The 22,918-nt window shown below is 66.1% G+C and carries 21 protein-coding genes; 9 read left to right on the top strand and 12 right to left on the bottom strand.

Annotated features, from left to right (window positions below; all coding sequences use genetic code 11):
- Positions 1-3 precede the first annotated feature (3 nt).
- From C4E04_RS01960 to C4E04_RS01950, 3 genes are all read right to left on the bottom strand, one after another.
- Positions 4-672: a trimeric intracellular cation channel family protein gene (locus C4E04_RS01960; protein WP_109594453.1), complete on the bottom strand. Its 669-nt coding sequence runs from the start codon at positions 670-672 to the stop codon at positions 4-6.
- Positions 673-724: 52 nt separating this feature from the next.
- The gene (locus C4E04_RS01955; protein WP_109594451.1) at positions 725-2,008 is read right to left on the bottom strand and encodes a M20 family metallopeptidase; all 1,284 of its coding nucleotides are present in this window, start codon (positions 2,006-2,008) and stop codon (positions 725-727) included.
- A gap of 334 nt (positions 2,009-2,342) precedes the next feature.
- Entirely contained in the window at positions 2,343-4,115 is a 1,773-nt protein-coding gene (locus C4E04_RS01950; RefSeq protein WP_109594449.1) for an adenylate/guanylate cyclase domain-containing protein, read from the bottom strand.
- Between the two features lie 226 nt (positions 4,116-4,341).
- Here C4E04_RS01950 and C4E04_RS01945 point away from each other — a divergent pair, with 226 nt between their 5' ends.
- Together C4E04_RS01945 and C4E04_RS01940 are read left to right on the top strand one after the other, a co-directional pair.
- Positions 4,342-5,451 (top strand): PLP-dependent cysteine synthase family protein, encoded by a 1,110-nt coding sequence (locus C4E04_RS01945; RefSeq protein ID WP_109594446.1) that lies wholly within the window; start codon positions 4,342-4,344, stop codon positions 5,449-5,451.
- Between the two features lie 105 nt (positions 5,452-5,556).
- Positions 5,557-6,318, top strand: a complete 762-nt coding sequence (locus C4E04_RS01940; protein ID WP_109594444.1) for a HugZ family protein — start codon at positions 5,557-5,559, stop codon at positions 6,316-6,318.
- A gap of 6 nt (positions 6,319-6,324) precedes the next feature.
- Here the strand turns inward: C4E04_RS01940 and C4E04_RS01935 are convergent, their stop codons facing one another.
- The 6 genes from C4E04_RS01935 to C4E04_RS01910 all read right to left on the bottom strand — a co-directional run bounded on the left by C4E04_RS01935 (position 6,325) and on the right by C4E04_RS01910 (position 13,417).
- Positions 6,325-7,848 (bottom strand): carboxypeptidase M32, encoded by a 1,524-nt coding sequence (locus C4E04_RS01935; protein ID WP_109594442.1) that lies wholly within the window; start codon positions 7,846-7,848, stop codon positions 6,325-6,327.
- A gap of 19 nt (positions 7,849-7,867) precedes the next feature.
- Positions 7,868-8,872, bottom strand: a complete 1,005-nt coding sequence (locus C4E04_RS01930) for an ABC transporter ATP-binding protein (RefSeq protein WP_109594440.1) — start codon at positions 8,870-8,872, stop codon at positions 7,868-7,870.
- Positions 8,824-9,843, bottom strand: a complete 1,020-nt coding sequence (locus C4E04_RS01925) for an ABC transporter ATP-binding protein (RefSeq protein WP_109594438.1) — start codon at positions 9,841-9,843, stop codon at positions 8,824-8,826. The genes C4E04_RS01930 and C4E04_RS01925 overlap by 49 nt, the downstream gene beginning before the upstream one ends.
- Entirely contained in the window at positions 9,840-10,733 is an 894-nt protein-coding gene (locus C4E04_RS01920) for an ABC transporter permease (protein ID WP_109594436.1), read from the bottom strand. The genes C4E04_RS01925 and C4E04_RS01920 overlap by 4 nt, the downstream gene beginning before the upstream one ends.
- Entirely contained in the window at positions 10,730-11,704 is a 975-nt protein-coding gene (locus C4E04_RS01915) for an ABC transporter permease (protein ID WP_109594434.1), read from the bottom strand. The genes C4E04_RS01920 and C4E04_RS01915 overlap by 4 nt, the downstream gene beginning before the upstream one ends.
- A gap of 132 nt (positions 11,705-11,836) precedes the next feature.
- A complete protein-coding gene (locus C4E04_RS01910) occupies positions 11,837-13,417 on the bottom strand; it encodes an ABC transporter substrate-binding protein (protein WP_109594432.1) in 1,581 nt (526 codons plus the stop codon).
- A gap of 103 nt (positions 13,418-13,520) precedes the next feature.
- Between C4E04_RS01910 and C4E04_RS01905 the strand changes: the two genes are divergently transcribed.
- The 7 genes from C4E04_RS01905 (at position 13,521) to C4E04_RS01875 (ending at position 20,061) form a co-directional block, all read left to right on the top strand.
- The gene (locus tag C4E04_RS01905) at positions 13,521-14,588 is read left to right on the top strand and encodes a GntR family transcriptional regulator (RefSeq protein WP_109594430.1); all 1,068 of its coding nucleotides are present in this window, start codon (positions 13,521-13,523) and stop codon (positions 14,586-14,588) included.
- A complete protein-coding gene (locus C4E04_RS01900) occupies positions 14,585-15,280 on the top strand; it encodes a creatininase family protein (protein WP_109594428.1) in 696 nt (231 codons plus the stop codon). The genes C4E04_RS01905 and C4E04_RS01900 overlap by 4 nt, the downstream gene beginning before the upstream one ends.
- The gene (locus C4E04_RS01895; protein ID WP_109594426.1) at positions 15,280-16,296 is read left to right on the top strand and encodes a ketopantoate reductase family protein; all 1,017 of its coding nucleotides are present in this window, start codon (positions 15,280-15,282) and stop codon (positions 16,294-16,296) included. Before C4E04_RS01900 ends, C4E04_RS01895 begins: the two co-directional genes overlap by 1 nt.
- Positions 16,293-17,048: an SDR family NAD(P)-dependent oxidoreductase gene (locus C4E04_RS01890; protein ID WP_109594424.1), complete on the top strand. Its 756-nt coding sequence runs from the start codon at positions 16,293-16,295 to the stop codon at positions 17,046-17,048. Before C4E04_RS01895 ends, C4E04_RS01890 begins: the two co-directional genes overlap by 4 nt.
- Positions 17,049-17,123: 75 nt before the next feature.
- Positions 17,124-18,020, top strand: a complete 897-nt coding sequence (locus tag C4E04_RS01885; RefSeq protein WP_109594422.1) for a polysaccharide deacetylase — start codon at positions 17,124-17,126, stop codon at positions 18,018-18,020.
- The gene (locus C4E04_RS01880; RefSeq protein ID WP_109594420.1) at positions 18,020-19,087 is read left to right on the top strand and encodes a P1 family peptidase; all 1,068 of its coding nucleotides are present in this window, start codon (positions 18,020-18,022) and stop codon (positions 19,085-19,087) included. Before C4E04_RS01885 ends, C4E04_RS01880 begins: the two co-directional genes overlap by 1 nt.
- 5 nt (positions 19,088-19,092) lie before the next feature.
- Complete coding sequence (locus C4E04_RS01875; protein WP_109600667.1) at positions 19,093-20,061, top strand: isoaspartyl peptidase/L-asparaginase family protein; 969 nt, start codon at positions 19,093-19,095, stop codon at positions 20,059-20,061.
- A gap of 49 nt (positions 20,062-20,110) precedes the next feature.
- Here C4E04_RS01875 and C4E04_RS01870 read toward each other — a convergent pair whose 3' ends face one another.
- Genes C4E04_RS01870 through C4E04_RS01860 form a run of 3 tightly spaced genes read right to left on the bottom strand, consistent with a single transcriptional unit; the run spans position 20,111 to position 22,898 of the window.
- On the bottom strand, positions 20,111-20,860 hold the full coding sequence (locus tag C4E04_RS01870) for an ABC transporter permease (protein ID WP_109594418.1): 750 nt from the start codon (positions 20,858-20,860) through the stop codon (positions 20,111-20,113).
- Positions 20,857-21,795: an ABC transporter ATP-binding protein gene (locus C4E04_RS01865; protein ID WP_109594416.1), complete on the bottom strand. Its 939-nt coding sequence runs from the start codon at positions 21,793-21,795 to the stop codon at positions 20,857-20,859. The genes C4E04_RS01870 and C4E04_RS01865 overlap by 4 nt, the downstream gene beginning before the upstream one ends.
- Positions 21,792-22,898, bottom strand: a complete 1,107-nt coding sequence (locus C4E04_RS01860) for an ABC transporter permease (protein ID WP_109600665.1) — start codon at positions 22,896-22,898, stop codon at positions 21,792-21,794. The genes C4E04_RS01865 and C4E04_RS01860 overlap by 4 nt, the downstream gene beginning before the upstream one ends.
- Positions 22,899-22,918: the final 20 nt, after the last annotated feature.

The raw sequence follows: 22,918 nt of genomic DNA, 5'->3' as shown, positions 1-22,918 counted from the left end.
ACTTCAGGAGCTCTTCTCGTCATCCGAAGCGTCGGATTCGGCGCGCTTCTGGGCAGAAAGACGGGCGACCGGCAGGTGCCAGCCATGCTTGATGGCCATGAAGCGGAGACCGAAACACAGAGCCGCTCCAGCCGGAGCCGAGACGCCATAGGGGAATCCGAGCCTGTCTCCCATGACAACCACGGACGCGCCGGCGAGGGCCGCAACGGCGTAAAGATCCGAACGCAGCACCTGTGGAATCTCGGCAAGAAGAATATCGCGCATCATCCCGCCGCCGATCCCGGTCAGCATGCCGAGAAGGGCAGCCATGACGGGGTTCAGCCCAAGTCCGATAGCCTTCTGAGCGCCCGTGACCGCAAAGAGCGACAGGCCGACCGCATCGAACAGCAGAACAGGGCTGCGCAACCTGTCGACGCCCGCGTACCAGAAAAAGGTGATCAACCCGGCGAGAACCGACACCAGGAGATAGTACCCGTCCGTGAGGGCTGCCGGCGGCACTGCGCCAATCAGCACGTCGCGGGTGATCCCGCCGAAGTTCCCTGCAACGAAGGACAGGACCAGGATGCCGAAAACATCGAGGCGACGATTGACCGCCGCGACCGCTCCGCTGATCGCAAAGACGAAGGTGCCGGCAAGGTCGAGAATGCGTACGAAGACGTCAATGGTGATCATGCCGGCCCGTTATCGATAGTGTGGAAATCACGCCTTTCCCGACTCTCAGCCTTCAGCGTCCACCAGGGCCAAGCCAGGCCAGGGCGCCGACGACCAGAGCCTCGATGCCCGTTTCCAGGGTTGGGTGCAGGACCGGCGCGAATTGTGGGCTGTGATTGACCGGCAGATCATTCAGTTTGCCCTCGGCCTTCGCCTTGGCGTAGATCGCCGGATCCGTACCACCGACGAACCAGAACACTGACGGCACCTGCCACGCGGTGCCGAAGCAGCCGAAATCCTCGCTGGCCGGCGCGGGGCCGGTATGCTTCACGCGCTCGGGCGAGAAATAGCGGCGGAATGCCTCTGCAATGCGATTGCTCGCCGTTTCGTCGTTCACATTCAGCGGGTAGCGATCGAGCGGGGCGATTTCCGGCTTGCGCGGTGCGCCCGAGGCTTCGGCCTCTGCATGGACAATCCGATCGATCGCCTTGAGCACACGCTTGCGCACCCCGTCATCGAAGGTCCGTACATTGAGTTTGATAAGCGCGTCGTCGGGGATGACGTTCTCCTTCGTTCCGGCCTGCAGAACGCCGATCGTCACCACGGCCGCCTCGGTGGCGGCGACCTCGCGGGACACGATGGTCTGCAGTCGCATGACGACGGAGGCAGCCATGACGACGGGATCGATGCTCGCCTGCGGCATCGATCCGTGCGCACCCCGGCCGAACAGGCGGATCTGCAGACTGTCCGCCGCTGACGTGATGGGGCCGGAACTCCCCGCCACGAAACCCGCGGGACCGACCATGACGTGCTGGCCAAGCACGACCTCCGGGGTGGGGAAGCGCTTGAGCAGGCCATCGTCGATCATCGCCTGCGCGCCTTGGGCGGTTTCCTCCCCAGGCTGGAAGACAGCCATCAGCGTACCCTTCCAGGCATCGCGCACCTGCGACATAAGGGTCGCCGCGCCGACCAGCCAGGTGACATGCATGTCGTGGCCGCACATGTGCCCGACCGGCACGGTCTTCCCTTCTGCATCCGTCGTGGTGACGCTGCTCGCATAGGGAAGGCCTGTATTCTCGGCGATCGGAAGCGCATCCATGTCCGCCCGCAGCATCACGGTCGGCCCATCGCCGTTGCGGAGCAGGCCCACGACACCCGTTTTGCCGACGCCGGTCGTCACGTCATAGCCGGCTTTCTTGAGCCGGTCGGCGGCGATGCCTGCCGTGCGGGCTTCCTGCATCGACAGTTCGGGATGGGAATGGATGTCCTTGTAGAGCGCCTCCAGATCGGGCAGCAGCTTGCCCATGTTGGCCAGCACCAACGATGCGCCCTCGGGAGTGGTTTGTTCAGCCTTCATGACCTTCTCCTGGTCATACTACGGCGTCGCGCTCCTCATGGGCGCGTACCTGATAAGGAAGATCCGAACCGGCCCGACGTTAGAGAAGTAAGAGGCGCGATCCGTGCCTCGTGGCTCCTTCGCCCGCTCGTCATTGCAGCGTGACAGTTCACGCGGCTGGTGGTCAGTCTGTTTCAAAACTACGGCTTTATTTCGCCGGCCCAGCGAGGATCCCGCACCCCGACGGGACAGCGGCACCTGACAGGCCGGCGAACCAGGAAACAATGGCGAGACTTCATCGGAGACGGCTTGCAGGCTTCGACATATCCCGAAACCTGTCCATCCAACGGTCCCGTCATTCAGGCAGGCCCGCCTCTCTTAAGCCTTGAGCATAGCGGGCAAGGATATCCGGGTTGCCCGGGGCGGCTTCGACAGCCCTCGTGACCGTCAGGTCAGGATACGCTTCAAGGAGCTTGGCCGCTGTCTGCCTGGCCTCCTCCAAGCGCCCGGCATTGGCGTAGGTGGTTGTCAGGAGCCGATAGACCCACGTGGCGCTCGGCTTCTCACGAAGGGCCTGCTCGACCCAGCGCGCGGCCTCGTCATAAGAACCCTTGCCAAAATGCGCACCTCCGATCCCGACCAGGGCATTGAAATGCATCGGGTCGAGCGGGTTGAGGCGCATGGATCGCTGGAAATGCTCGATAGCCCTGTCGGAATTGCCGACATAATGGTTCGCCCAGCCGCTGCGAAGCCATGCCCAGGCGGAGTTCGGATCCAGGATGAGAGCCCTCTCGATCGCGGAAAGTCCGAGGTCGAACTTACCGGCCATGGCGTATGCGGCGCTCAGCACCGTCAGGACCAGGGGGTCGTCGCTATCGAGGGAGGCCGCCTCCTGCGCCAGCTTGACGGCCTTCGCCCGATCATCGGCGGGATCGGGTGTCCGCATGTAGCTCACACGCTGCGCATGGCACCATGCGGCGAGCGCCTTTGGAAGCGCATAGGAGGGGTCGAGCGCAATGGCCCGCTCAAGGAGCCGCAGCGCCTCTGCCGTGGTCTCTGCATCCTGTGACCAGACAGCCGGCCACGCCCGCATCACGCAATCATAGGCATCGAGGTTGTCCGGCCGCTTGCGCTTGGCGCGCTCGATCTCGCTCAGCGTGATGGAAGGCTCGACAGCGCCGATGATGGCCTCCGTCACACGGTCCTGAAGATCGAAAATGTCGGAAAGTTCGCCATCGTACCGGTCGGTCCAGATGTGGCTGCCCGTCGTGGCATCGATCAATTGGGCGATGATGCGCAGCCGGTTTCCCCCTCGGCGTACGCTGCCCTCCAGAACATAGCGCACGCCAAGCTCGCGGCTGACCTGGCGGACATCCACGGCTTTGCCTTTGTACGTGAAGGTCGAGTTGCGGGCGATGACGAACAGGGAGCGGAACCGCGAGAGCGCTGCAATGACCTCCTCGGCCATACTGTCGGCAAAGTAGTCCTGCTCCGGATCGCCGCTCATATTGGTGAACGGCAGCACAGCGATGGAGGGCTTGCTCGGAATTGGCAGGGATACGGCGCCGCCTTTTCCCTTTGCCGGGTCGGACGATCCAGGATTACGAACGCGGTAGACATGGACCGGCTCGGCAATGTTCTTGATCTCCATCGGCCCGAGATCATCAAAGCCGAGGTCGAGGACCCGGTGCACATAAGCGTGTGTGGCCGCGGAGATGTACACGCTTCCTGGCTCGGCGAGGCTCTCCAGGCGCGCCGCAATGTTCACCCCACCGCCCAGCAAGTCGCCGCCTCGGACCATGACGTCGCTCACATGAACGCCGATCCGGAACCGGATGCATCGCTCCTCGGGGATGTCGCGGTTCGCGTGTGCAAGGATCTCCTGCACGGCCATGGCACATTGCACGGCATTCACGGCGCTGGGGAACTCGGCCAGGATGCTGTCGCCGGCCGTATTGGCGATCCGGCCTCCATGCTCGGCAATAAGCCGGTCCATGATGTCACGACCTGTGGTCAGGGTGCGAAGGGTGTCGACCTCGTCCTGGTCCATGAGACGCGAATAGCCCGCCACGTCAGCCGCAAAGACGGCCGCCAAACGCCGCTCGACCCTGTGATCCTTTTGTCCCATAGGGGCCTCTGTGCCGTACGAGGTCGATTCTGTGGCCGGTCGGGCCGGGTGTCCAGTCCGCATACGGGGCGGGCAGCTGGGCCTCGCCGAAAGGGTCAGGCTGCTGCCAATGGCCGCTGAAGAGGGAGAAAGCGCTTCGCCTCTTGCGGCATCCTCCCACCGCTTTGTGGGCGGCGTGGATGCCGCTATAAGCTCCCGCGGCCCAGTTCTCAGGAGGAGGATCCATATGCGGGACGAGACGGAATTTCGGAGCTGGACCTCCACCGCGATCAGAATCATCGAGGCCGATTTCAACCGCTCGTCGGACACTCATCTGCTGCGTGTGCCCCTGCCGGCGGCGCCCGGGATCGCGCTCTACCTCAAGGATGAATCCACCCACCCGACCGGCAGCCTCAAGCACAGGCTGGCGCGGTCACTGTTCCTGTATGGCCTCTGCAATGGCTGGATCGGGCCGGACACGACTATCGTCGAGGCCTCGAGCGGGTCCACGGCCGTCTCGGAGGCCTATTTCGCCCGGATGCTGGGGCTGCGCTTCATCGCCGTGATGCCGCGCTCTACCTCGGCCGAGAAGATCGCGCAGATCGCCTTCTATGGCGGCGAGAGCCATTTCGTGGACAGCCCCGCCGAGATGTACCACGAGAGCGCGCGGCTCGCGGCGGAGCTGGGCGGCCACTACATGGACCAGTTCACCTACGCGGAGCGGGCGACGGACTGGCGCGGCAACAACAACATCGCCGAATCCATCTTCAGCCAGATGGCCCATGAGGAGCATCCGATCCCGCGCTGGATCGTGGTCGGGGCCGGAACCGGCGGCACCTCGGCGACTCTGGGGCGCTATATCCGCTACCGCCGCCTGCCGACCCGCCTGTGCCTTGCAGACCCCGAAGCCTCCGTGTTCCACCGCCACGTGGCCGACCGGCAGGTCTGCACCTCCTCCGAACCACCCTCGATGATCGAGGGGATCGGGCGCCCGCGCTGCGAGCCCTCGTTCATACCGGAGCTGATCGATCGCGCCTATGCGGTGCCGGATGCCGCAAGCCTCGCGGCCGCGCGGGTCCTGTCCCGGCGCATCGGCCGCTCGTGCGGGGGCTCCACCGGCACCAATATGTGGGTTGTGGCCCGCATCGTCAGCGAGATGGTCGCGCGTAAGGAAGAAGGATCGGTGACGACGCTCCTATGCGATTCAGGGGAACGCTACCGTAGCACCCATCTGGACGACGATTGGCTGAAGCAGCGGGGGGTCGACATCCGCCCGCAGGAAGACGTCATGGAACGCTTCTTCGAAACCGGCCGCTTCGAAGGCGCGCCGACGGACAGTACCCTACGGCGTCGCTGAAGTCCTGGCCGCGCGGGAGCGCATCGAATTGGAACTAAAAGGGTCGGTCGCCTTTCGAGGCCGATGCTTTAGGATAGGCGAGCCCTTCGAATCCGAGGTCATGCGATGCCCAACGATCCCTTTCTGCCGGTCGACCAGGAAGCCCGCGGGACCGCCAAGCGGCTGCTGCGCACCGCGCGCTCGGGCACGCTGGCGACACTCGAGCGCGAAAGCGGATTTCCGTTCGCAAGCCTCGTTGGGCTTGCCACCGCCTGCGACGGCACGCCCGTCATCCTCACGTCGCAGCTTTCGGTCCATACCCGGCTGATGGAGCAGGAGCCCCGCTGCTCCCTTCTCCTGTCCGACATCCGTAAAGGAGATCCCCTGGCCCATCCGCGCTTGACGCTTCAGGCCCTGGCGCGGCGGGTGGAGCGCCCCTCGGACATGCATGACGCGCTCCGGCGCCGCTACCTCGCCCACCATCCCAAGGCCGCGCTCTATGCGGATTTTCCGGACTTCTCGTTCTGGCGCCTGTCGGTCCAGCGGGCGAGCCTCAATGGAGGCTTCGGGCGTGCCTACCACATGGAGGCGACGGACATACTGACCGACATGACGGGGCTCGAGGACTTCGAGCCCCTGGAGGAAGAGGCCCTGGCGCATATGAACGCCGATCATGCGGATGTGGTGGCGCTCTATGCCGAGAGGCTGTGCGGCGCCCGCCCAGGCATCTGGCGGATGACGGGCCTCGACCCGGAGGGCGCACAGCTCGCCCTGGGGGACGAGATCGTGCGCCTTTCCTTTCCGCAGCGCCTTTCGCGTGCCGCCGACCTGCGCCCCATGCTGGTCGCCCTGGCGCAGCAGGCCCGAGGCGAGTCCGCGCCGGAGTGAGGCCGGTCAGGCGGCGTATTTCGCCGTGAGGTAGGCCAGATAAGGCGCCGGATCGAGACCACGCCCGGTCTCGCGCACGAGCAGTTCCTCGCGCTGGAAGCGGCGGCCGTGCTGCCACACCTTCGTGCGCAGCGCCTCCGCCAGACCCGTGTACTCGCCGGCCTCGATGGCCGTATCGAGACCCGGATCGTTCCGGCGCAGGCTTTCCATGAGCTGCGCGGCCATGATGTTGCCGATGGTGTAGGTGGGGAACGAGCCCATGTAGCCCGTGGACCAATGGACGTCCTGGAGGACGCCTTTCGCGTCGTTCGGCACCGTCAGGCCGAGATCGCGCGCGATGATGGCGTTCCATGCGGCCGGCAGGTCGGCCACCGGGAGCGAGCCGTCCATGAGCGCCGTCTCGATCTCGACGCGCAGCATGATGTGAAAGTCGTAAGTCAGCTCGTCCGCCTCGACCCGGATGAAGCCCGGCTCGACGCGGGTGACGGACCGATAGAATTCCTCAGCGCTCACGTCGCCGAGCTGCTGCGGGAAATGGCTCTGAAGTTCCGAGAAGTGGAGGTGCCAGAAGGTCCGGCTGCGCACCACATGGTTCTCCCACAGGCGCGACTGGGATTCGTGCGCCCCGAAGCTCGTGCCGCCAACCGCGTAAAGGCCGACGAGATCCGTCGCAAGAGTCGTACGCGTATAGGACGGATCGACGCCCTGCTCGTAGAGGCCGTGGCCCGTCTCGTGCGCCGTGCCGAAGAGGGAGGCAGGCAGATAATTGCGGTTATACCGGGTGGTGATGCGAACGTCGTTGCGCGTGAAGGACACCTCGAACGGGTGCACCGTCGTGTCGAGGCGCCCGCGATTGAGGTCATAGCCCAGCTTCTGCGCCATGCTCAGGCCGAAGGCCCGCTGTCCCTCCTCCGGGAAGTCCCGGAACAGGAAGTCCGAGCGGGGCGCCGGGCGGGCGCGGGCCGCGTCGAGGATCGGCAAAAGGCCGGCGCGGAGCGTGGCGAACAGGGCCTTCAGGCTGCGCGCCGTCTCGCCCGGCTCGTAGATCGACACCATCGCGTCGTAGGGGTGCTCGCTCCAGCCGATGCAATCCGCATAGGCGCGCGACAGGCCGAGGGTCTTCTCGAGATACGGCGCGAAGATCGAGAAGTCGCTCTTGGCCCGGGCCTCGATCCACGCCGCCTGGGCGACAGTGCGCAGGGCCGCGCGCTCCTGAATCAGGGATGCGGGCACGCGGCCGTGATGAGTCACGGCATGGCGCGTCTGCGCCACCTTGCGCCGCTCGGGGGAATCCTCTGGCAGGCTTTCGACGGCCTTCTCGGCCGCCTCGAGGGCCTGCGCGGTCTCGGGCGCAAGCAGAAGATCGCGGGCGAGGCGTGTCAGCGTCGCGATTTGGTGCCCACGGGTTTCGGCCCCGCCCGAAGGCATCATGGTGCGCGAATCCCAGGTGAGCACGGAGGCGGCGTTCAGAACGTCATTGACAGCGGCAATGCGCTCGTCGAGCGCAGCGAGGGAGGCGTCACGGGTCATGGGATCACGCGTTGCAGGTTCAGGCGGTTCCGCCGGTATTGAGGTGACAGGCCGAGAAGCGACCGGGGCCGATGGCGGCGAGCGCCGGTGCCTCGGTCTTGCAGCGCGGCCCGGCCAGGGGGCAGCGCGGATGGAAATGGCACCCGCTCGGCGGGTTGAGCGGGGACGGGATCTCGCCCGCGATAGGATGGAAGCTCTTGCGTCCGACGCCGACACGCGGAACGCTCTCGAAGAGCGCCTTCGTGTAGGGATGGTTCGGCGAAGCATAGAGCTCCGATGTGGGAGCAAGCTCGACGATCCGGCCGAGATACATGATCGCGACGCGCTCGGAGACATGGCGCACGACGCCGAGATCGTGGCTGATGAAGATCGCCGTCAGGTCGAGATCCTGCCGCAGGTCCATGAACAGGTTGAGCACCTGCGCCTGGATCGACACGTCAAGCGACGCGACGGGCTCGTCGAGGACGAGCAGCTCCGGCTTCATGGCCAATGCACGAGCAATGGCGATGCGCTGGCGCTGACCGCCCGAGAACTGGTGCGGAAACCGCCGGCGATAGCTCGGGTCGAGACCGACGCGCCCCAGGAGATCCGCCACGTACGAATCCGCGTCGCGCCCCTTCACGATGCGATGGGCCACGGGACCCTCAGCTACCGTGTCACCGATGCGCATGCGCGGGTTGAGGCTGGCGAAGGGGTCCTGATGCACCATCTGGATGCGCGTCGTCAGCTTGCTGGTCCGGCGTCCCTGCTGCTTGGCGACGGGCTTGTCGTCGAACAGCACCTTGCCGTCGCTGGGCGCATAGATGCCGGCGATGATCCGCCCGAGGGTGGACTTCCCGCAGCCTGACTCACCCACGAGGCCGATCACTTCGCCCTTGCGCACGGACAGGCTGACATCATTCACCGCCCGCACGACCTCGGTCCCGCGGCCGGCACCGAGGGCGCCCGCGATGCGCTCGCCGAGGCTCGGCTGCTTTACAAAACGCTTCGATACGTGGTCGACGTCGAGGAGGGCGGCTGACATGAATCGGACTCGATCGGATAATGGCAAAGGGCAGTACGCCCATCCGCGAAATGCTGAACGGGCGGCGTGGTCGTGCAGGCGGGCCCGGCTTTGAAACAACGCGGCGCGAAGGCGCAACCCGGCGGGAGATTGGCCAGGGACGGCGTCGATCCCGGGACTTGCGGCAGCCTCTCGCCCGGCTCGTGCTCGGCCGGAACCGACGCGAGGAGGCCCGCCGTATAGGGATGGCGCGGCGCCGCGATCACCTGGGCGGCGGGACCCGTCTCGACGATGCGTCCCGCATACATGACGCAGATATCGTCCGCGAGGCTCGACACCACCGCAAGGTCGTGCGTCACCCACACGAAGGCAGTGCCGGTCTCGTCAGCCAGGCGGCGCACCTCGGCCAGGATCTGGCCCTGGATCGACACGTCGAGAGCGGTGGTCGGCTCGTCGGCGATGATCACGGCTGGCCGGTGCAGGAGCGCGGTGGCGATGGCCACGCGCTGGCGCATGCCGCCGGAGAGCTGATGCGGATAGGCATCGAGCCGCTCCTCTGGGCTCGGAATCCCGACCTTGCCGAGCGCATCCCGCGCACGGGTCCAGGCCACCTGCCGGGACACGTTGTCGTGGGCACGGACCGCAGCGATCATCTGAGTGCCGATCTTGAGGACCGGATTCAGGGTCATCATCGGGTCCTGGAAGACCATGGCGATCTGCGCCCCGCGGATGCGGCGCAGCTCGTCTCCCTTCAGGCGCGTGATGTCGCGGCCGTTAAGGACCACCTCACCGCCCGCAATCATGCCCGGCGGCTCGATCAGACCGAGGATCGAATAGCCGGTGACGCTCTTGCCCGAGCCTGATTCACCGACCAGGCCCAGAATGCGGCCGCGTCCGACCTCGAAGCTGACGCCGTCGACCGCATTGAGCGTTCCGGCACGGGTCTTGAACTGCGTCCGGAGTCCCCGGACGCTGAGAACGGGTTCGCTCATCGGCTGCGCCTCGGATTCAGAACGTTACGGACCTGATCCCCCACCAGGTTGATCGCCACCACGGTCAGCATCAGGGCGATGCCCGGATAGATCGAGATCCAGTAGCGGCCCGAGAGCAGGAACTGGAAGCCGTTGGAAATCAGGGAGCCGAGGGAAGGCTGGGTGATCGGCAGGCCGAGGCCGAGGAACGACAGGGTCGCCTCGAGCGCGATGGAATTGGCCACCTGCACGGTCGCCACCACGATCAGCGGCGGCAGGGCGTTGGGGAGCAGGTGTCGGAACAGGACCTGCCGGGCCGGGATCGGCGTCGAGAGGGCGGCCTCAATATAGTCCTTGCGCCGCTCGGCACTCGCGGCGCCATGAGTGGTGCGCGCGAAATAGGCATATTGCGCCGCCACCAGGGCGGCCACGAGCTGTGGAAGCCCCTGCCCCAGCATCGCCACCAGCACGAGGGCGAGGAGAATGGCCGGGAGCGAGAGCTGCAGGTCGATGACGCGCATGATGAGCGCTTCGACGCGACCACCGTAATAGGCGGCCAGAAGCCCTACTGTGGCGCCCAGCACCAGCGCGAAGGCACCGGCCAATACGCCGACGATGAGACTGGTGCGCAGGCCATAGAGGATGGCCGAGTACACGTCGCGCCCGGCCGCATCCGTGCCGAGCCAGTGGACATAGCCGCCGGACCCGATCTCTCCAGGCTCCAGCCGCGCATCGAACAGGTCGAGCGTCTCCTGGTTATAGGGGTTCTGCGGCGCCACGAGAGGCGCCAGAACGGCCATGAGCACGACCGACACGATGACGATGAGCGCCGCCACCGCGACCGGGCTCTGCCGGAAGTCCGACCAGAAGTTGGAAAGCCGGCCCCAGCGTGTTTCGACGGGAGCGCTCATGAGGAAGCCTTCACGCGAATGCGGGGATCGAGCTGTCCGTAGATGAGATCGACGACGAGGTTGATCAGGACGAACATGAACACCACGAGGATGAGGTAGGCGACCATCACGGGACGATCGAGCACCGTAATGGAATCGATGATGAGCTTGCCCATGCCGGGCCAGTTGAACACCGTCTCGGTGACGACCGCGAAGGCGAGCGTGGAGCCGAGCTCGAGGCCGAAGACCGTCACGATGGGGATCGAGATGTTCTTGAGAACGTGCAGCCCGACGACCTTGCCCTCGGACAGTCCTTGAGCCCGGGCGAAGCGCACATAGTCCGAGCTCATGACCTCTGCGGTGCCCGCGCGGGTGAGACGGATGAGGAGCCCGAGCTTGAACAGCGCCAGGTTGAGGGCCGGAAGGATGATGTAGCTCAGCCCCTCGAGGGAGGTGACCGAGAGGTTCATGCCCAGGATTTCGGTCGTCGGCCCGCGGCCGCCCGAGGGCAGCCATCCGAGCTCGACCGCGAAGGTCATGATCAGCAGGAGCCCGACCCAGAAGGTCGGAACGCTGAAGCCCAGCACCGAGAAGGCCATGATCGCCTTGGACGAGAGCGCATCGGGTTTGTAGCCGGCCCAGAGCCCTAGGGGGATGCCCAGGCAGGTGGCGATCAGCACCGCGGTCAGCGCCAGCTCCAGGGTCGCCGGAAAGCGCGAGAAGATCAGGCCGAGCACCGGCAGCCGGTAGATGAAGGACTCGCCCAGATCCCCGTGGAGCATGTTGTTCATGAACACGAAGTATTGCTGGTACAGCGGCAGATCGAGGCCGTAGCGCTGGATCAATGCCTCGCGCAGGGCCTGGTCGGACGCCGGGTCGATCATCACGTCGATGGGGTTCCCGATGGCATAGACGCCGAGGAACACGATGATCGACATGGCGACGACGACCAGGAGCGCCTGCAGAATACGCTGGATGAGAAAACCGATCATGCTTGCTCGTGCATGGGTTGGAAGAGGATACTGGAAATCGTTCCGTGACCTGAAAAGCGAAGCGGCCTCAGCACCCCGAAGCCGCTCCAGAAGGTGAGCCGGCCGGGCTTGCCCGGCCGGAACGCTGTGAGATCAGCTCTTCGGCTTGATCTCGTAAGCGAGCGTCTCCTGGTCGACACGGGGCGGAATGACCATCGTGCCCTTCTTCGCGGCCCAGACGGTCTGGAGCTGCACGGTGGGGATCAAGGCGCGGTCGTTCATGGAGACCTCCGTCACCTTCTCGAACAGCGCACGGCGCTTGGTGTCGTCCATGGTGCGCGCACCCTCTTGGAGGAGAGCGTCGACCTCAGGGTTGGAGTAACCCTGCTTGTTGAACGCGCCGAGACCCGTCTTCGGATCCGCGGTGTGCACCAGCGAGCCGTAGGTGTAGCTCGCCTCGCCCGTCAGGGTGCCCCATCCGCTCATCCACAGGGGGAACTCGCCCTTCTGCTGCGCCGGGAAGAACACCGTGCCGTTGAGGGCGTTGGCGTTCACCTTCAGGCCCGCGCGGGCCCACATCTGGGACAGCGCTTCGCAGACGGCGCCGTCACCCGGCAGGCGGTTGTTTGTGCAGAAGAAGTCGATCTCGAAGCCCTTGGGATAGCCGGCCGCTGCGAGCAGTTCCTTAGCCTTGGCGACGTTGTAGGGACGCTCGGGCAGGTTCTTGTTGCCGCCGAAGAAGCTGGTCGGCATCAGCTGGTTGGCCGGCTTGCCGAGGCCTTCCAGAACGACGCGCACCAGGGTCTTGCGGTCGATGGCGAGATCGAGCGCCTCGCGCACCTTGGGATCGCGCAGCGGGTTCGCGGCGATTTCCTTGCCGTCGACCTTCACGGGCTTCGGCAGGGTTTCCTTCACGTTCGGCGTAAGGTTGAAGTAGTAGACGGTGTCGGCCACGAAGGTGTCGACCGACTTGTCCTTCTGCATGGACGCGTAGTCCGTCGCCGGGACGTAGTTGACGAGGTCCACCTGGCCGGACTTGAGCGCCGCCATGCGGGCCGGATCGTTCGGGATCTCCTTGCGGATCACCTTCTGCCAATGGGGCTTCTCACCCCAGTAGCCGTCGAAGCGCTCGAGCACCAGGTCGCCCTTCGGCTCCCAGGAGACGAACTTGTACGGGCCCGTGCCGATGGCGGCCTTGCCGGAGTTGAACTGCTCGTTGCGAGCATCCATGCCAACGGACTTCGACACCACGAAGAGGCGGATGAAGTCGTTCGGCAGGGTCGGGGCCGGGGCCTTGGTGATGACGTGCAGGGTGTTCTTGTCGACGACCTTCGTCTCCTTCACCTGCTTAGTGTAGATCGTCATGCTCATCGGACCGGTCACCACGGGGATGCGGTCGATGGAGAACTTCACGTCCTCGGCTGTGAGCTCGGACCCGTCGTGGAATTTCACGCCCTCGCGGATCTTGAATTCCCAGGTCGTGTCGTCGACGGGCTTCCAGGACGTAGCAAGACCCGGCTTCAGCTGCAGGTTCTCGTCCGCCATCACGAGCGTATCGAAGATGTGGCGCAGGGCTTCGGCCTGGCTGCCCAGGGTCGACCAATGCGGGTCGATGGAGTCGGGCCCGGCGCGCAGACCCATCGTGAGCGTCTGCGCGGAAGCTGCGCCGCTCAGCACAGTTCCGGCCAGAAGCGCTGCGGCAAGCGCACCGCCAAGCTTGAAATTAAGTTTCACCTGAAGTCCCCCTCTTGCTAAGAACCAGACTTTGCGTCCAATGTGTACTTGTCGAATATAACGGTAGGTCGCCTTCCTGCCCCAAGTCAACTAGAACCTAGATATGAATAAGAATAGTTCCAATGTTGCGTTGGGCGACCGTACCAGCCAGATAGAACAAGACGCCCAGGAGCGTATCCTGGCCAATCTCGCGGCCACTCTCGACCGGACGCTGCCGGTGCCGCTCGGCGTCCAGCTCCGGGGCTTGATCGAATTCGGCATCGGGTTCGGAGAGCTCGTTCCGGGTCAGAAGCTCCCCTCCGTCCGGGAACTGGCGGAGCGGGCCGGGATCGCGCCGATGACCGTGGCGACGGTCTATCAGGATCTTCGCAAGTCGGGACTGATCAAGGCGAAGCCGGGCGCCGGCACCTATGTGAACGATGGACACACCCGCGACGGCCTGCGCTCCACCTCCATGCGCAAGATCCAGCGCCGGATCGACGCGCTGTTCAACGAGGCGGAGGAAATGGGCCTGTCGCCGACCGTCGTCTCCTCGCTCGTGAATGCGCGCGCGGCCCGGGGGCGATCCCCGTCCCGCCCGATGCATCTCGTCATCGTCGGACATTTCCTCGACACGACGCAGCAATATGCGGACCGGATCCGCGAGTATCTGGGACCCAACGATTCCATCGCGGTCACGACCCTCTCGGCCCTGCAGGCCGGAAAGCCGCTGCCGCAACCTTGCGACCTCTGCGCGACATTTCCGCATCGCCGGAGCGACGTGGAAAGCCTGATTCCGCCCGGCACGCCGATCGTCAATCTGAACTTCATTCCCGCCGAGGAAACGCGGGCGCAGCTCGCCGTGATCGATCCCATGGCCCGCATCGGCGTCGTGTCGATCTTTCCCGAATTCATGGCGTTCATGAGGCCCGGCGTGCTGCGCTTCACGCCGCATGTCTCGGATGTGGAGGTTCGCCTCATCACAGATCCGGACCTGACCGAGTTCCTGCAATCCCTCGATGTTCTCGTTTATGCCAGTGGCGCCGAGCCGCTCCTGAAGGATCTGCCGGCGGGCCGCCAGGCCATCGAATTCCGCTACGTGCCCGATCCCCACGCAGTGCGGCAGGTTCTGGTCCCCGAAATCGAACGCCTGCGTTCGGCCCCCCTTGCGACAAAGGAAGAGATTGAATGAAAATTTGCGAGATGAACTGGCTTCAGGTCGAAGAATACCTGAAGACGGACGACCGCGCCGTGGTTCCGCTCGGCTGTACCGAGCAGCATGCTTATCTGAGCCTGTCCGTCGACAGCATCCTGGCCGAGCGCGTGGCCCTGGAGGCCGCGGAGCCTCTCGGCGTGCCGGTCTTTCCCGTGCAGGCTTACGGCATCACACCCTATTTCATGGCCTATCCAGGCACGGTTTCGCTGAAGGCCGAAACCTATCTCCGGCTGATCACCGACATTCTCGATTCCCTGCGCCGCACGGGCTTCCGTCGCATCCTGTTCGTCAACGGCCATGGCGGCAACAGCCCGGGCCAGACCGCCTGCATCGAGTGGATGAACCAGAATCTGGATTGCCGCGTGCGCTTCCACAACTGGTGGAACGCTCCCAAGACCTTCGAGAAGGTCAAGGCGATCGATCCGGTCGCGTCTCATGCCTCCTGGATGGAAAACTTCCCGTGGACGCGGCTTGAAGGCATCGTCCAGCCCGACCACCAGAAGCCGATGGCGGACCTCGAGCGGATGCGCACCTTCGGGCCCGAGGGCGTCCGCGAGATCCTGGGCGACGGCAATTTCGGCGGGCGCTATCAGCGCTCCGACGAGGACATGAATGCCATCTGGTCCGTCGCCATCGCCGAAACCCGTGCACTGATCGAGACCTGGTAATGAGCTCCGATACGATTCTGATCTGGGGGGCCGGCGCCATCGGCGGCACCCTCGGCGCCTATCTCGCCCGTGCGGGCGAGGACGTGCTCCTCGTCGACATCGTGGCGCCCCATGTCGAGGCGATGAACCGCGACGGCCTGTCCATCGAGGGACCGGTCGAGACGTTCCGGCAGGCCGTGAAGGCCGTGACGCCGGATACCGTCACGGGGCAGTTCAAGCGCATCATCCTGGCCGTGAAGGCGCACCATACCCGGGATGCCGTGCGCGCCCTCATGCCTCACCTGGCGCCGGACGGCTCGGTGCTGTCGGCACAGAATGGGCTCAACGAGCTTGTCATCGCCGAGGAGATCGGTCCCGAGCGCACGGTCGGCTGCTTCGTGAATTTCGGCGCGGACTGGCTGGAGCCGGGGCGCATCCTGTTCGGCAATCGCGCGACGGTCGCGGTCGGCGAGATCGACGGCAGCACGACGCCGCGGACGCAGGACTACCATCGGCTCCTGTCGATCCTCGAGCCGAATGCCGTGCTCACGGACAACATCTGGGGTTATCTGTGGGGCAAGCTCGGCTACGGCGCCATGCTCTTCGCCACCGCGCTCACGCCGGCCTCCATGTCCGAGAACCTCGCATCCGAGAAGCACTTTCCGGTCTTCGACCGCCTCGGCCGTGAAGTGATGGCTGTGGCGCTGGCGCGCGGCGTGTCGCCGCTCGGCTTCAACGGGTTCGATCCGGCCGCCTTCATGCCCGGCGCGGACGAGACTGCGGCGCGCCGCTCCGTCGCCGCCATGGCGGAGTTCAACCGGCACACCGCCAAGACCCATTCGGGGATCTGGCGGGATCTGGCCGTGCGCAAGCGCAAGACCGAGGTGGATGCGCAGATCGCCATCATCTCGCAGCTCGGCAGGGAAGCCGGCATCGCGACGCCGACCATCGACAAGCTCGTCACGCTGATCCACGACATCGAGGAGAACCGTCGCGAGCAATCCTGGGCCACTCTCGACCAATTGTTGGAAGCATGAAACTCGACTTCACCGACCGTCGCATCGTCGTCACCGGCGCCGCCCAGGGCATCGGCCGGGCCATCGTGCAATCCTTTGCGCAGGAGGGTGCCAAGGTCTGGGCGCTCGACCTCGACCGGGAGGGCCTGAAGGTTGCGGCGGATGCGGGAGCGAACGCCACGCGCGTCCTCGACCTCTCAGAGCGCTCGGCCGTCGCCGACGTCATGGCCGAGATGGCCGAGACGCTCGGCGGCATCGACATCCTCGTCAATTGCGCGGGCGGTGTCCGCGGCCAGGTGGCGAAGCCCATCGAGGAGGTGAGCGAGCCGGAATGGCTGGTTCTCTTCGAGGCCAATGTGCATGGGGCCTTCTGGTGCTCGCAGGGGGTGGCGCCGCACATGAAGCGCGGCGGGTTCGGGCGCATCGTCAACATCTCGTCGGGAGCGGGCCTGCGCCCCAGCCTGACCGGGATCCAGGGCTACACGGCCGCGAAACACGCGCTCGTGGGCCTGACGAAGCAGCTGAGCTTCGAGCTCGGCCCCTTCGGCATCACGGTGAACAGCGTCGCGCCCGGCTTCGTCCTCTCCAACCCTGCGACCCAGCGGCAATGGGAGAGCTACGGCCCGGAAGGCCAGGCGCGCCTGGTGGAGGGCATCCACACCCGCCGTCTCGGACGGCCGCAGGACATCGCCGAGACGGTGATGTTCCTGGCCTCCGACGCGGCCGGGTGGATCTCCGGACAAATCCTGTCGGTGGACGGCGGACGCTCTTGAAGCCGGCCGAAGTTCCGTAAACATATGCGGCCGGTAAACCGGCCGCAGCTTCACATGAATCAGCGAGGAAAGCGCATGGACGATATCGGCACCCAGCCATGGACCTGGACGGAAGAGACGTGGCGCCGGAAGGTGGACCACGTTCGCGCCGGCCGGCCGATGAAGCCTGCCCGCTGGAAGAACGGCGCGCGCTGCGCCGTGGCCTTCTCGTTCGATTCCGATCACGAGACCAACGAGCTGCGCGACGGCGGAAAGTCCATCGGCCGCATGTCACAGGGACAGTACGGCAACCGCCAGGGCGTGCCGCGCATCCTCGACGCGCTGAAAAAGTATGACGCGAAGGCCACCTTCTTCGTGCCGGCCGTCGCGGCCCTGCTCTACGAGGACGAGCAGCGCCGAGTGGTCGCCGAAGGGCACGAGATCGGGATCCACGGCTGGATCCACGAGCTCAACAGCCAGCTGCCTTATGAGATCGAACGCGACCTCATGTTCCGCGCCACTGACACCCTGGAGCGCATCACGGGCGTGCGCCCCGTCGGACTTCGCACGCCGTCCTGGGATTTCAGCCCCGATACGCTGCGCATCGAGCGCGAGCTCGGGCTTCTCTATGATTCGTCCTTGATGGCCGACGATGATCCTTACGAGCTCCTCGAAAAGGGCGAGCCGACCGGAATCGTGGAATTGCCCGTGGAATGGATCCGCGACGACGCGGTCTATTTCAACATGCACCGGTTCAACGGCCTGCGTCCGCACACGCCGCCCACCGCCGTCTACGACATCTTCTTCCGGGAATTCGAGCGCGCCTATGAAGAGGGAGGCCTCTTCCTGCTCACCATGCATCCGCACGTGACGGGCTATCGCTCGCGCATCTGGATCCTCGAAAAGCTCCTGGCCGAGATCACCCAGCGTCCGGACGTGTGGGTCGCCACCCATGCGGACATCGCCGCCTATGTGAAGGCAGAGTGCCCGTGATGAGCACATCACTCCGCGCCCGCGACATGGGCCTTGCCTGTGGATCCCTTCCGACCGGGCCGCGCAACAGCCTGAGCGACGTCCCCGGAGTGACGATCGGCCATCGCACGCTCCATGACGGCGACCTCCGCACGGGCGTCACCGCCATCCTGCCCCATGCGGGCAATGTCTATCGGGAGAAGCCCGTCGCGGCCGTCCACGTGCTGAACGGCTTCGGCAAGAGCGCGGGTCTCGTGCAGGTGGAGGAGCTCGGCACACTCGAGACCCCGATCCTGCTCACCAACACGCTCTCGGTCGGCACCTGCGCGACGGCGCTGGTCCGCCATGCGGTCGCGGCCAACCCCGATATCGGCCGCGAGACCGCGACCGTGAATCCACTGGTCTTCGAGTGCAACGATGGCTGGCTCAACGACATCCAGGCGCTCGCGGTGACCGAGGAGGACGCACGCGCCGCCCTCGATGCCGCCTCCCCTGATTTCGCGGTCGGCGCCGTGGGCGCGGGCTGCGGCATGAGCACCTTCGGCTTCAAGGGCGGCATCGGCACATCCTCGCGTCGCGTGAACCTCGACGGCCGGGATTTCCATCTCGGCGTGCTCGTTCTTTCGAATTTCGGCCGCGCCGGAGATTTGCGCCTACCCGACGGAACCAGGGTCTCGCCCGAAATGGCCCGAGATCCGGCCAAGGACCCGGCCCTGGAGACCGAGAAGGGCTCCATCATCATCATCGCGGCGACGGACATTCCCCTGAACGACCGGCAGCTCAAGCGGGTCATCCGCCGCTCGGGCGTCGGTCTCGCGCGCCTCGGCTCCTTCTGGGGCCACGGCAGCGGCGACATCGCGCTCGGCTTCACGACGGGGAACATCGTGCATCACGACGAGGAGGCCGCGCTGGTCGAGCAATGCATGCTCAACGAGAACCGGATCGACCTTCTGTTCGAGGCCATGGCCGACGTCACGCAGGAAGCGATCCTTGATGCGCTCGTCGCCGCCGGCCCGATGACAGGCCGGGACGGCCACCACCGCCCCGGGCTGAGCGACGCCCTCAAACACCTCTCAGGAAAAGTGTGATTCTCATGTCCGGTTCTGCATCCCCCGACAACGATTTCGTCCTTGCCATTCATGGCGGCGCCGGCACCATCCTGCGCAGCAAGATGACACCGGAGCGCGAGGCCGCCTATCACGCCGGCCTGCAACGCGCACTCGAGGCCGGGCGCGCCGTGCTGGCCGAAGGTGGCGCGGCGCTCGATGCCGTCACGGCCGCCGTGATGGCCCTGGAGAACGAGCCTCTCTTCAACGCAGGCCGCGGCGCGGTCTACACCTCGGCCGGAAAGCAGGAGATGGACGCGGCCGTCATGGACGGGCGGGACCGGGCCGCGGGCGCCGTCGCGGGCGTGTGCGGGCCGCGCAATCCCATCCTGGCCGCCCGGGCCGTGATGGAGAAATCCGATCACGTGTTCCTCATCGGCGAGAGCGCCCTGGCCTTCTGCCGGGCGCAGGGCCTGGATTTCGCAGAGCCTGATTATTTCTTTACCCAGCAGCGCTGGGACGCTCTTCAGGAAACCCTGGCGATGCGCAAGTCCGGTGCCGACGATCAGGACGAATCCCGCAAGCACGGCACGGTCGGCGCCGTCGCGAAGGACCGGCACGGCAACCTGGCCGCCGCGACTTCGACCGGCGGCATGACCGCGAAGATGCCCGGGCGCGTCGGCGACAGCCCCGTGATCGGCGCCGGGACCTGGGCCGACAACGAGACCTGCGCGGTCTCCGGCACGGGACACGGAGAGATCTTCATCCGCTATGCGGCCGGTCACGAGATCGCGTCGCTCATGCGCTATGCGGGTCGCAGCCTCGAGGAGTCCGCCCGCACGGTCGTGATGGACATGCTGGCGCCGGCCGGAGGCTCGGGCGGCGTGATCGCGGTCGGCCGCGACGGCTCTGTCTCGCTGCCCTTCAACTGCTCCGGCATGTACCGGGGCTATGTGCGGGGCGACAATGTCCTGCGCACGGCGATCTACGACGAGCCCTTCCGGGAAACCCGCTGAAGCAACGGGTCGGCATGCCAATCCCGAGCCCGGGCGCCCGGGCTCGGGCCTATGCGCGGCTCGGCGATCCGAGCCTGCGGGCAATCGCCCGTTCGGCCAGCGTGAACGCGTCGTGGATGAGGGCCGCCAGCACCGCCACCACGAGGCCGCCCTGGAGGATGAACGCCATGTTGTCCGATTGCAGGCCGGCGATGATAACCTCGCCGAGGCCCTTCGCGGCAACCGTGGAGCCGATGGTGGCGGTTCCGAGATTGATGATGGCGGAGAGCCGGATGCCCGCGAGGATGACCGGCAGGGCCAGCGGCAGCTCCACCTGAAGGAGCCGCTGGCGCGGCGACAGGCCCATGCCCTTGGCGGCATCGAGAACCGTCGGCGACACCTGGGTCAGCCCGCCGAGGGTGTTCTCGAAGATCGGCAGCAATCCGTAGAGGAACAGGGCGATGAGGGTCGGCGCCTCGCCGAAACCCACGAGGGGCACGGCTACGGCCAGCACCGCGACGGGCGGAAAGGTCTGCCCGATATTCACGATGCTCCGCGACAGGGGCAGGAACTCCATGCCGGACGGCCGCGTAACGAAGATCCCGAGCAGCACCGCCACGATTGTGCTGGCCGCCACGGCCGCGAACACCGTGCGCAGATGCGAGAAGGTCAGGAAGAGAAGGCTGCCCTGGTTGTAGATCGCGGGCGCGCCGTTCTCGGTCAGGGGCTCGAACGCGAAGGCGAAGAGCTGCGGCGCCGCCACGAAGACGACGAGCAGAGCGAGCGCCGCAAGGCGCAGGGCGATAGCCCGCGTTCTCATTCAGGGCGCCGCCCGTGAGCCAGGATGCCGTCGATGCCGACCCGCCCGAGGATGACCCCGGTCTCGTCGACCACCGGAAGGGCATCGCGGCCCGTCCAGACAAGGTTCGACAGGGCATCGCGCAGGTTGGTCGAGGCCTCGACCGGCTCGCCCTCGGCGAAGCCCGGCTCGAGCGCATCCCGCACGCTCGCCAGGGACAGGAGCCTGAAGGGCCGGTCGGCCGTGCCCACGAGGCGTTCGACGAAGCCCTCCGCCGGGTGCGCGAGCAGCTCGGCGGCGGTGCCGTCCTGCAGGAGGCGCGCGCCGTCCATCACGGCGATCCTGTAGCCCAGGCGGAAGGCCTCCTCCATGTCGTGCGTCACCAGAACGACGGTGGTGCCGAGCCGCCGCTGGATCGCCAGGAGATCGTCCTGCGCCTTGCTGCGGATCACCGGATCGAGGGCGCCGAAGGGCTCGTCCATGAGAAGGAGCGCAGGCCGCGCCGCGAGCGCCCGCGCGACGCCGACGCGCTGCTGCTGTCCGCCTGACAGCTCGTGAGGGTATTTTCCGGCGAACTCCGCCGGATCGAGCTGGAAAAGGTTCAGGAGTTCATCGACGCGCCCGGCGATCCGCTTGGTGTCCCAGCCCAGCAGGCGCGGCACCGTGGCGATGTTGCCCGCGACCGTGCGGTGGGGAAAGAGTCCATGCCCCTGAATCACGTAACCGATGCGGTGCCGGAGCGCATCCTCGGGAATCGACATGGTGTCCTGCCCGTCGATGAGCACGCGCCCGGATGTCGGCTCGACCAGGCGGTTGATCATGCGCAGCAGGGTCGACTTGCCGGCCCCCGAGGTGCCGACGATGGCCGTGATGGTGCCCTCCCGCATCTGCATGCTGACGTCATCGACGACGACGGTCTCGCCGTAATGCTTGGTGAGGTGCTCGATCTCGATCACGAGCGTGTTCTCCCGGTCAGATCGATGATTGCGTCGAGGATCACGGCAGCCGCAAAGGACAGGGCCACGGTCGGGATCGCGCCGAGCAGCACGAGGTCCATAGCGGTCTGCCCTACGCCTTGGAACACGAAGGTGCCGAGGCCGCCGCCGCCGATGAGCGCCGCGATGGTCGCGAGGCCCAGATTCTGGACAAGCACGATCCGGATGCCTGTCAGGATGATGGGCAGGGCGAGCGGCAGCTTCACCTGCATCAACCGCTGGCGCCGCGACATCCCCATGCCGCGCGCCGCATCGACCACTGTCGCGGGCACTTGGTCGAGGCCGATGACCGTGTTGGCCACGATGGGCAGGAGCGCATAGAGGAAAAGCGCCAGGGCGGCAGGCGCCGCACCGATGCCGCGGATCCCCAAGGCGGCTGCAAGCGGCACCTGCGCGGCCAGGAAGCCGAGGGGCACCATGAGCATGCCGAAGAGGGCGATGCTCGGGATCGTCTGCACGATGTTGAGCCCCTGGAGCAGGGGCCCGCGCAGGGCGGGCCTCCTGTGGCAGAGAACCCCCACCGGCAGGCCAATCGCGACTGCGGCCGCGACGGAGCCCAGGGCCAGGAAGACATGCCGCTCGGCCTCGCGCCAGAAGCTGTCGGCGCGGGTCGCATATTCCTTCAGCAGTGACAGGTCGTGCCAGGCGCCGGAGACGAGCAGGAGCGCCACGGCTCCGGCCGCAATCGCCAGGGCGCCGAGGCGCGCCCAGGGCCCGAAGCGCAGGCGCGTGAGCGAATCGGCGATCAGAAGGCCGAGGGACAGGACCAGGAGCCAGAAGCCCGATGCGGGTGAGACGCGCGCGAAGTCGTTTTCCGGCGGCGTCACGTAGCCAGCCGACAAGCCGACCGCCGGCACGACGACGACAAGGCCGATCACGGCGGCCGCTAGCCGGACCCACGGCCTCCGCCCTAAAACCGCGATACAGGCGACGATCACCAGGATTCCGGCGACGGCCATCGCGACCGCAAGCGGAAGGGCCTGCAGCAGCAGCCGCGGCTCGCCTGAGACGATGCGGTTCGCCCGATAGGTCACGAATGGCAGCCAGAGGAGCGCAAGCGCCATGAGAAGCGCAACGACGCCCC

Origin of the sequence: Microvirga sp. 17 mud 1-3, assembly GCF_003151255.1 — a bacterium.
Taxonomy (GTDB): Bacteria; Pseudomonadota; Alphaproteobacteria; order Rhizobiales; family Beijerinckiaceae; genus Microvirga.
The sequence above is the reverse complement of the archived record's forward strand: the minus strand, read 5'-3'. Positions and strand labels throughout refer to the sequence as shown.

What these genes read in the sequence shown, in the direction of transcription:
- C4E04_RS01930 (WP_109594440.1), bottom strand. Translation starts at nt 8,872, where the DNA reads ATGTCAGCCGCCCTCCTCGACGTCGACCACGTATCGAAGCGTTTTGTA.
- C4E04_RS01895 (WP_109594426.1), top strand. Translation starts at nt 15,280, where the DNA reads ATGAGCTCCGATACGATTCTGATCTGGGGGGCCGGCGCCATCGGCGGC.
- C4E04_RS01935 (WP_109594442.1), bottom strand. Translation starts at nt 7,848, where the DNA reads ATGACCCGTGACGCCTCCCTCGCTGCGCTCGACGAGCGCATTGCCGCT.
- C4E04_RS01875 (WP_109600667.1), top strand. Translation starts at nt 19,093, where the DNA reads ATGTCCGGTTCTGCATCCCCCGACAACGATTTCGTCCTTGCCATTCAT.
- C4E04_RS01860 (WP_109600665.1), bottom strand. Translation starts at nt 22,898, where the DNA reads ATGGCGCTTGCGCTCCTCTGGCTGCCATTCGTGACCTATCGGGCGAAC.
- C4E04_RS01940 (WP_109594444.1), top strand. Translation starts at nt 5,557, where the DNA reads ATGCCCAACGATCCCTTTCTGCCGGTCGACCAGGAAGCCCGCGGGACC.
- C4E04_RS01885 (WP_109594422.1), top strand. Translation starts at nt 17,124, where the DNA reads ATGGACGATATCGGCACCCAGCCATGGACCTGGACGGAAGAGACGTGG.
- C4E04_RS01890 (WP_109594424.1), top strand. Translation starts at nt 16,293, where the DNA reads ATGAAACTCGACTTCACCGACCGTCGCATCGTCGTCACCGGCGCCGCC.
- C4E04_RS01955 (WP_109594451.1), bottom strand. Translation starts at nt 2,008, where the DNA reads ATGAAGGCTGAACAAACCACTCCCGAGGGCGCATCGTTGGTGCTGGCC.
- C4E04_RS01920 (WP_109594436.1), bottom strand. Translation starts at nt 10,733, where the DNA reads ATGAGCGCTCCCGTCGAAACACGCTGGGGCCGGCTTTCCAACTTCTGG.
- C4E04_RS01900 (WP_109594428.1), top strand. Translation starts at nt 14,585, where the DNA reads ATGAAAATTTGCGAGATGAACTGGCTTCAGGTCGAAGAATACCTGAAG.
- C4E04_RS01945 (WP_109594446.1), top strand. Translation starts at nt 4,342, where the DNA reads ATGCGGGACGAGACGGAATTTCGGAGCTGGACCTCCACCGCGATCAGA.
- C4E04_RS01880 (WP_109594420.1), top strand. Translation starts at nt 18,020, where the DNA reads ATGAGCACATCACTCCGCGCCCGCGACATGGGCCTTGCCTGTGGATCC.
- C4E04_RS01950 (WP_109594449.1), bottom strand. Translation starts at nt 4,115, where the DNA reads ATGGGACAAAAGGATCACAGGGTCGAGCGGCGTTTGGCGGCCGTCTTT.
- C4E04_RS01960 (WP_109594453.1), bottom strand. Translation starts at nt 672, where the DNA reads ATGATCACCATTGACGTCTTCGTACGCATTCTCGACCTTGCCGGCACC.
- C4E04_RS01905 (WP_109594430.1), top strand. Translation starts at nt 13,521, where the DNA reads ATGAATAAGAATAGTTCCAATGTTGCGTTGGGCGACCGTACCAGCCAG.
- C4E04_RS01915 (WP_109594434.1), bottom strand. Translation starts at nt 11,704, where the DNA reads ATGATCGGTTTTCTCATCCAGCGTATTCTGCAGGCGCTCCTGGTCGTC.
- C4E04_RS01870 (WP_109594418.1), bottom strand. Translation starts at nt 20,860, where the DNA reads ATGAGAACGCGGGCTATCGCCCTGCGCCTTGCGGCGCTCGCTCTGCTC.
- C4E04_RS01925 (WP_109594438.1), bottom strand. Translation starts at nt 9,843, where the DNA reads ATGAGCGAACCCGTTCTCAGCGTCCGGGGACTCCGGACGCAGTTCAAG.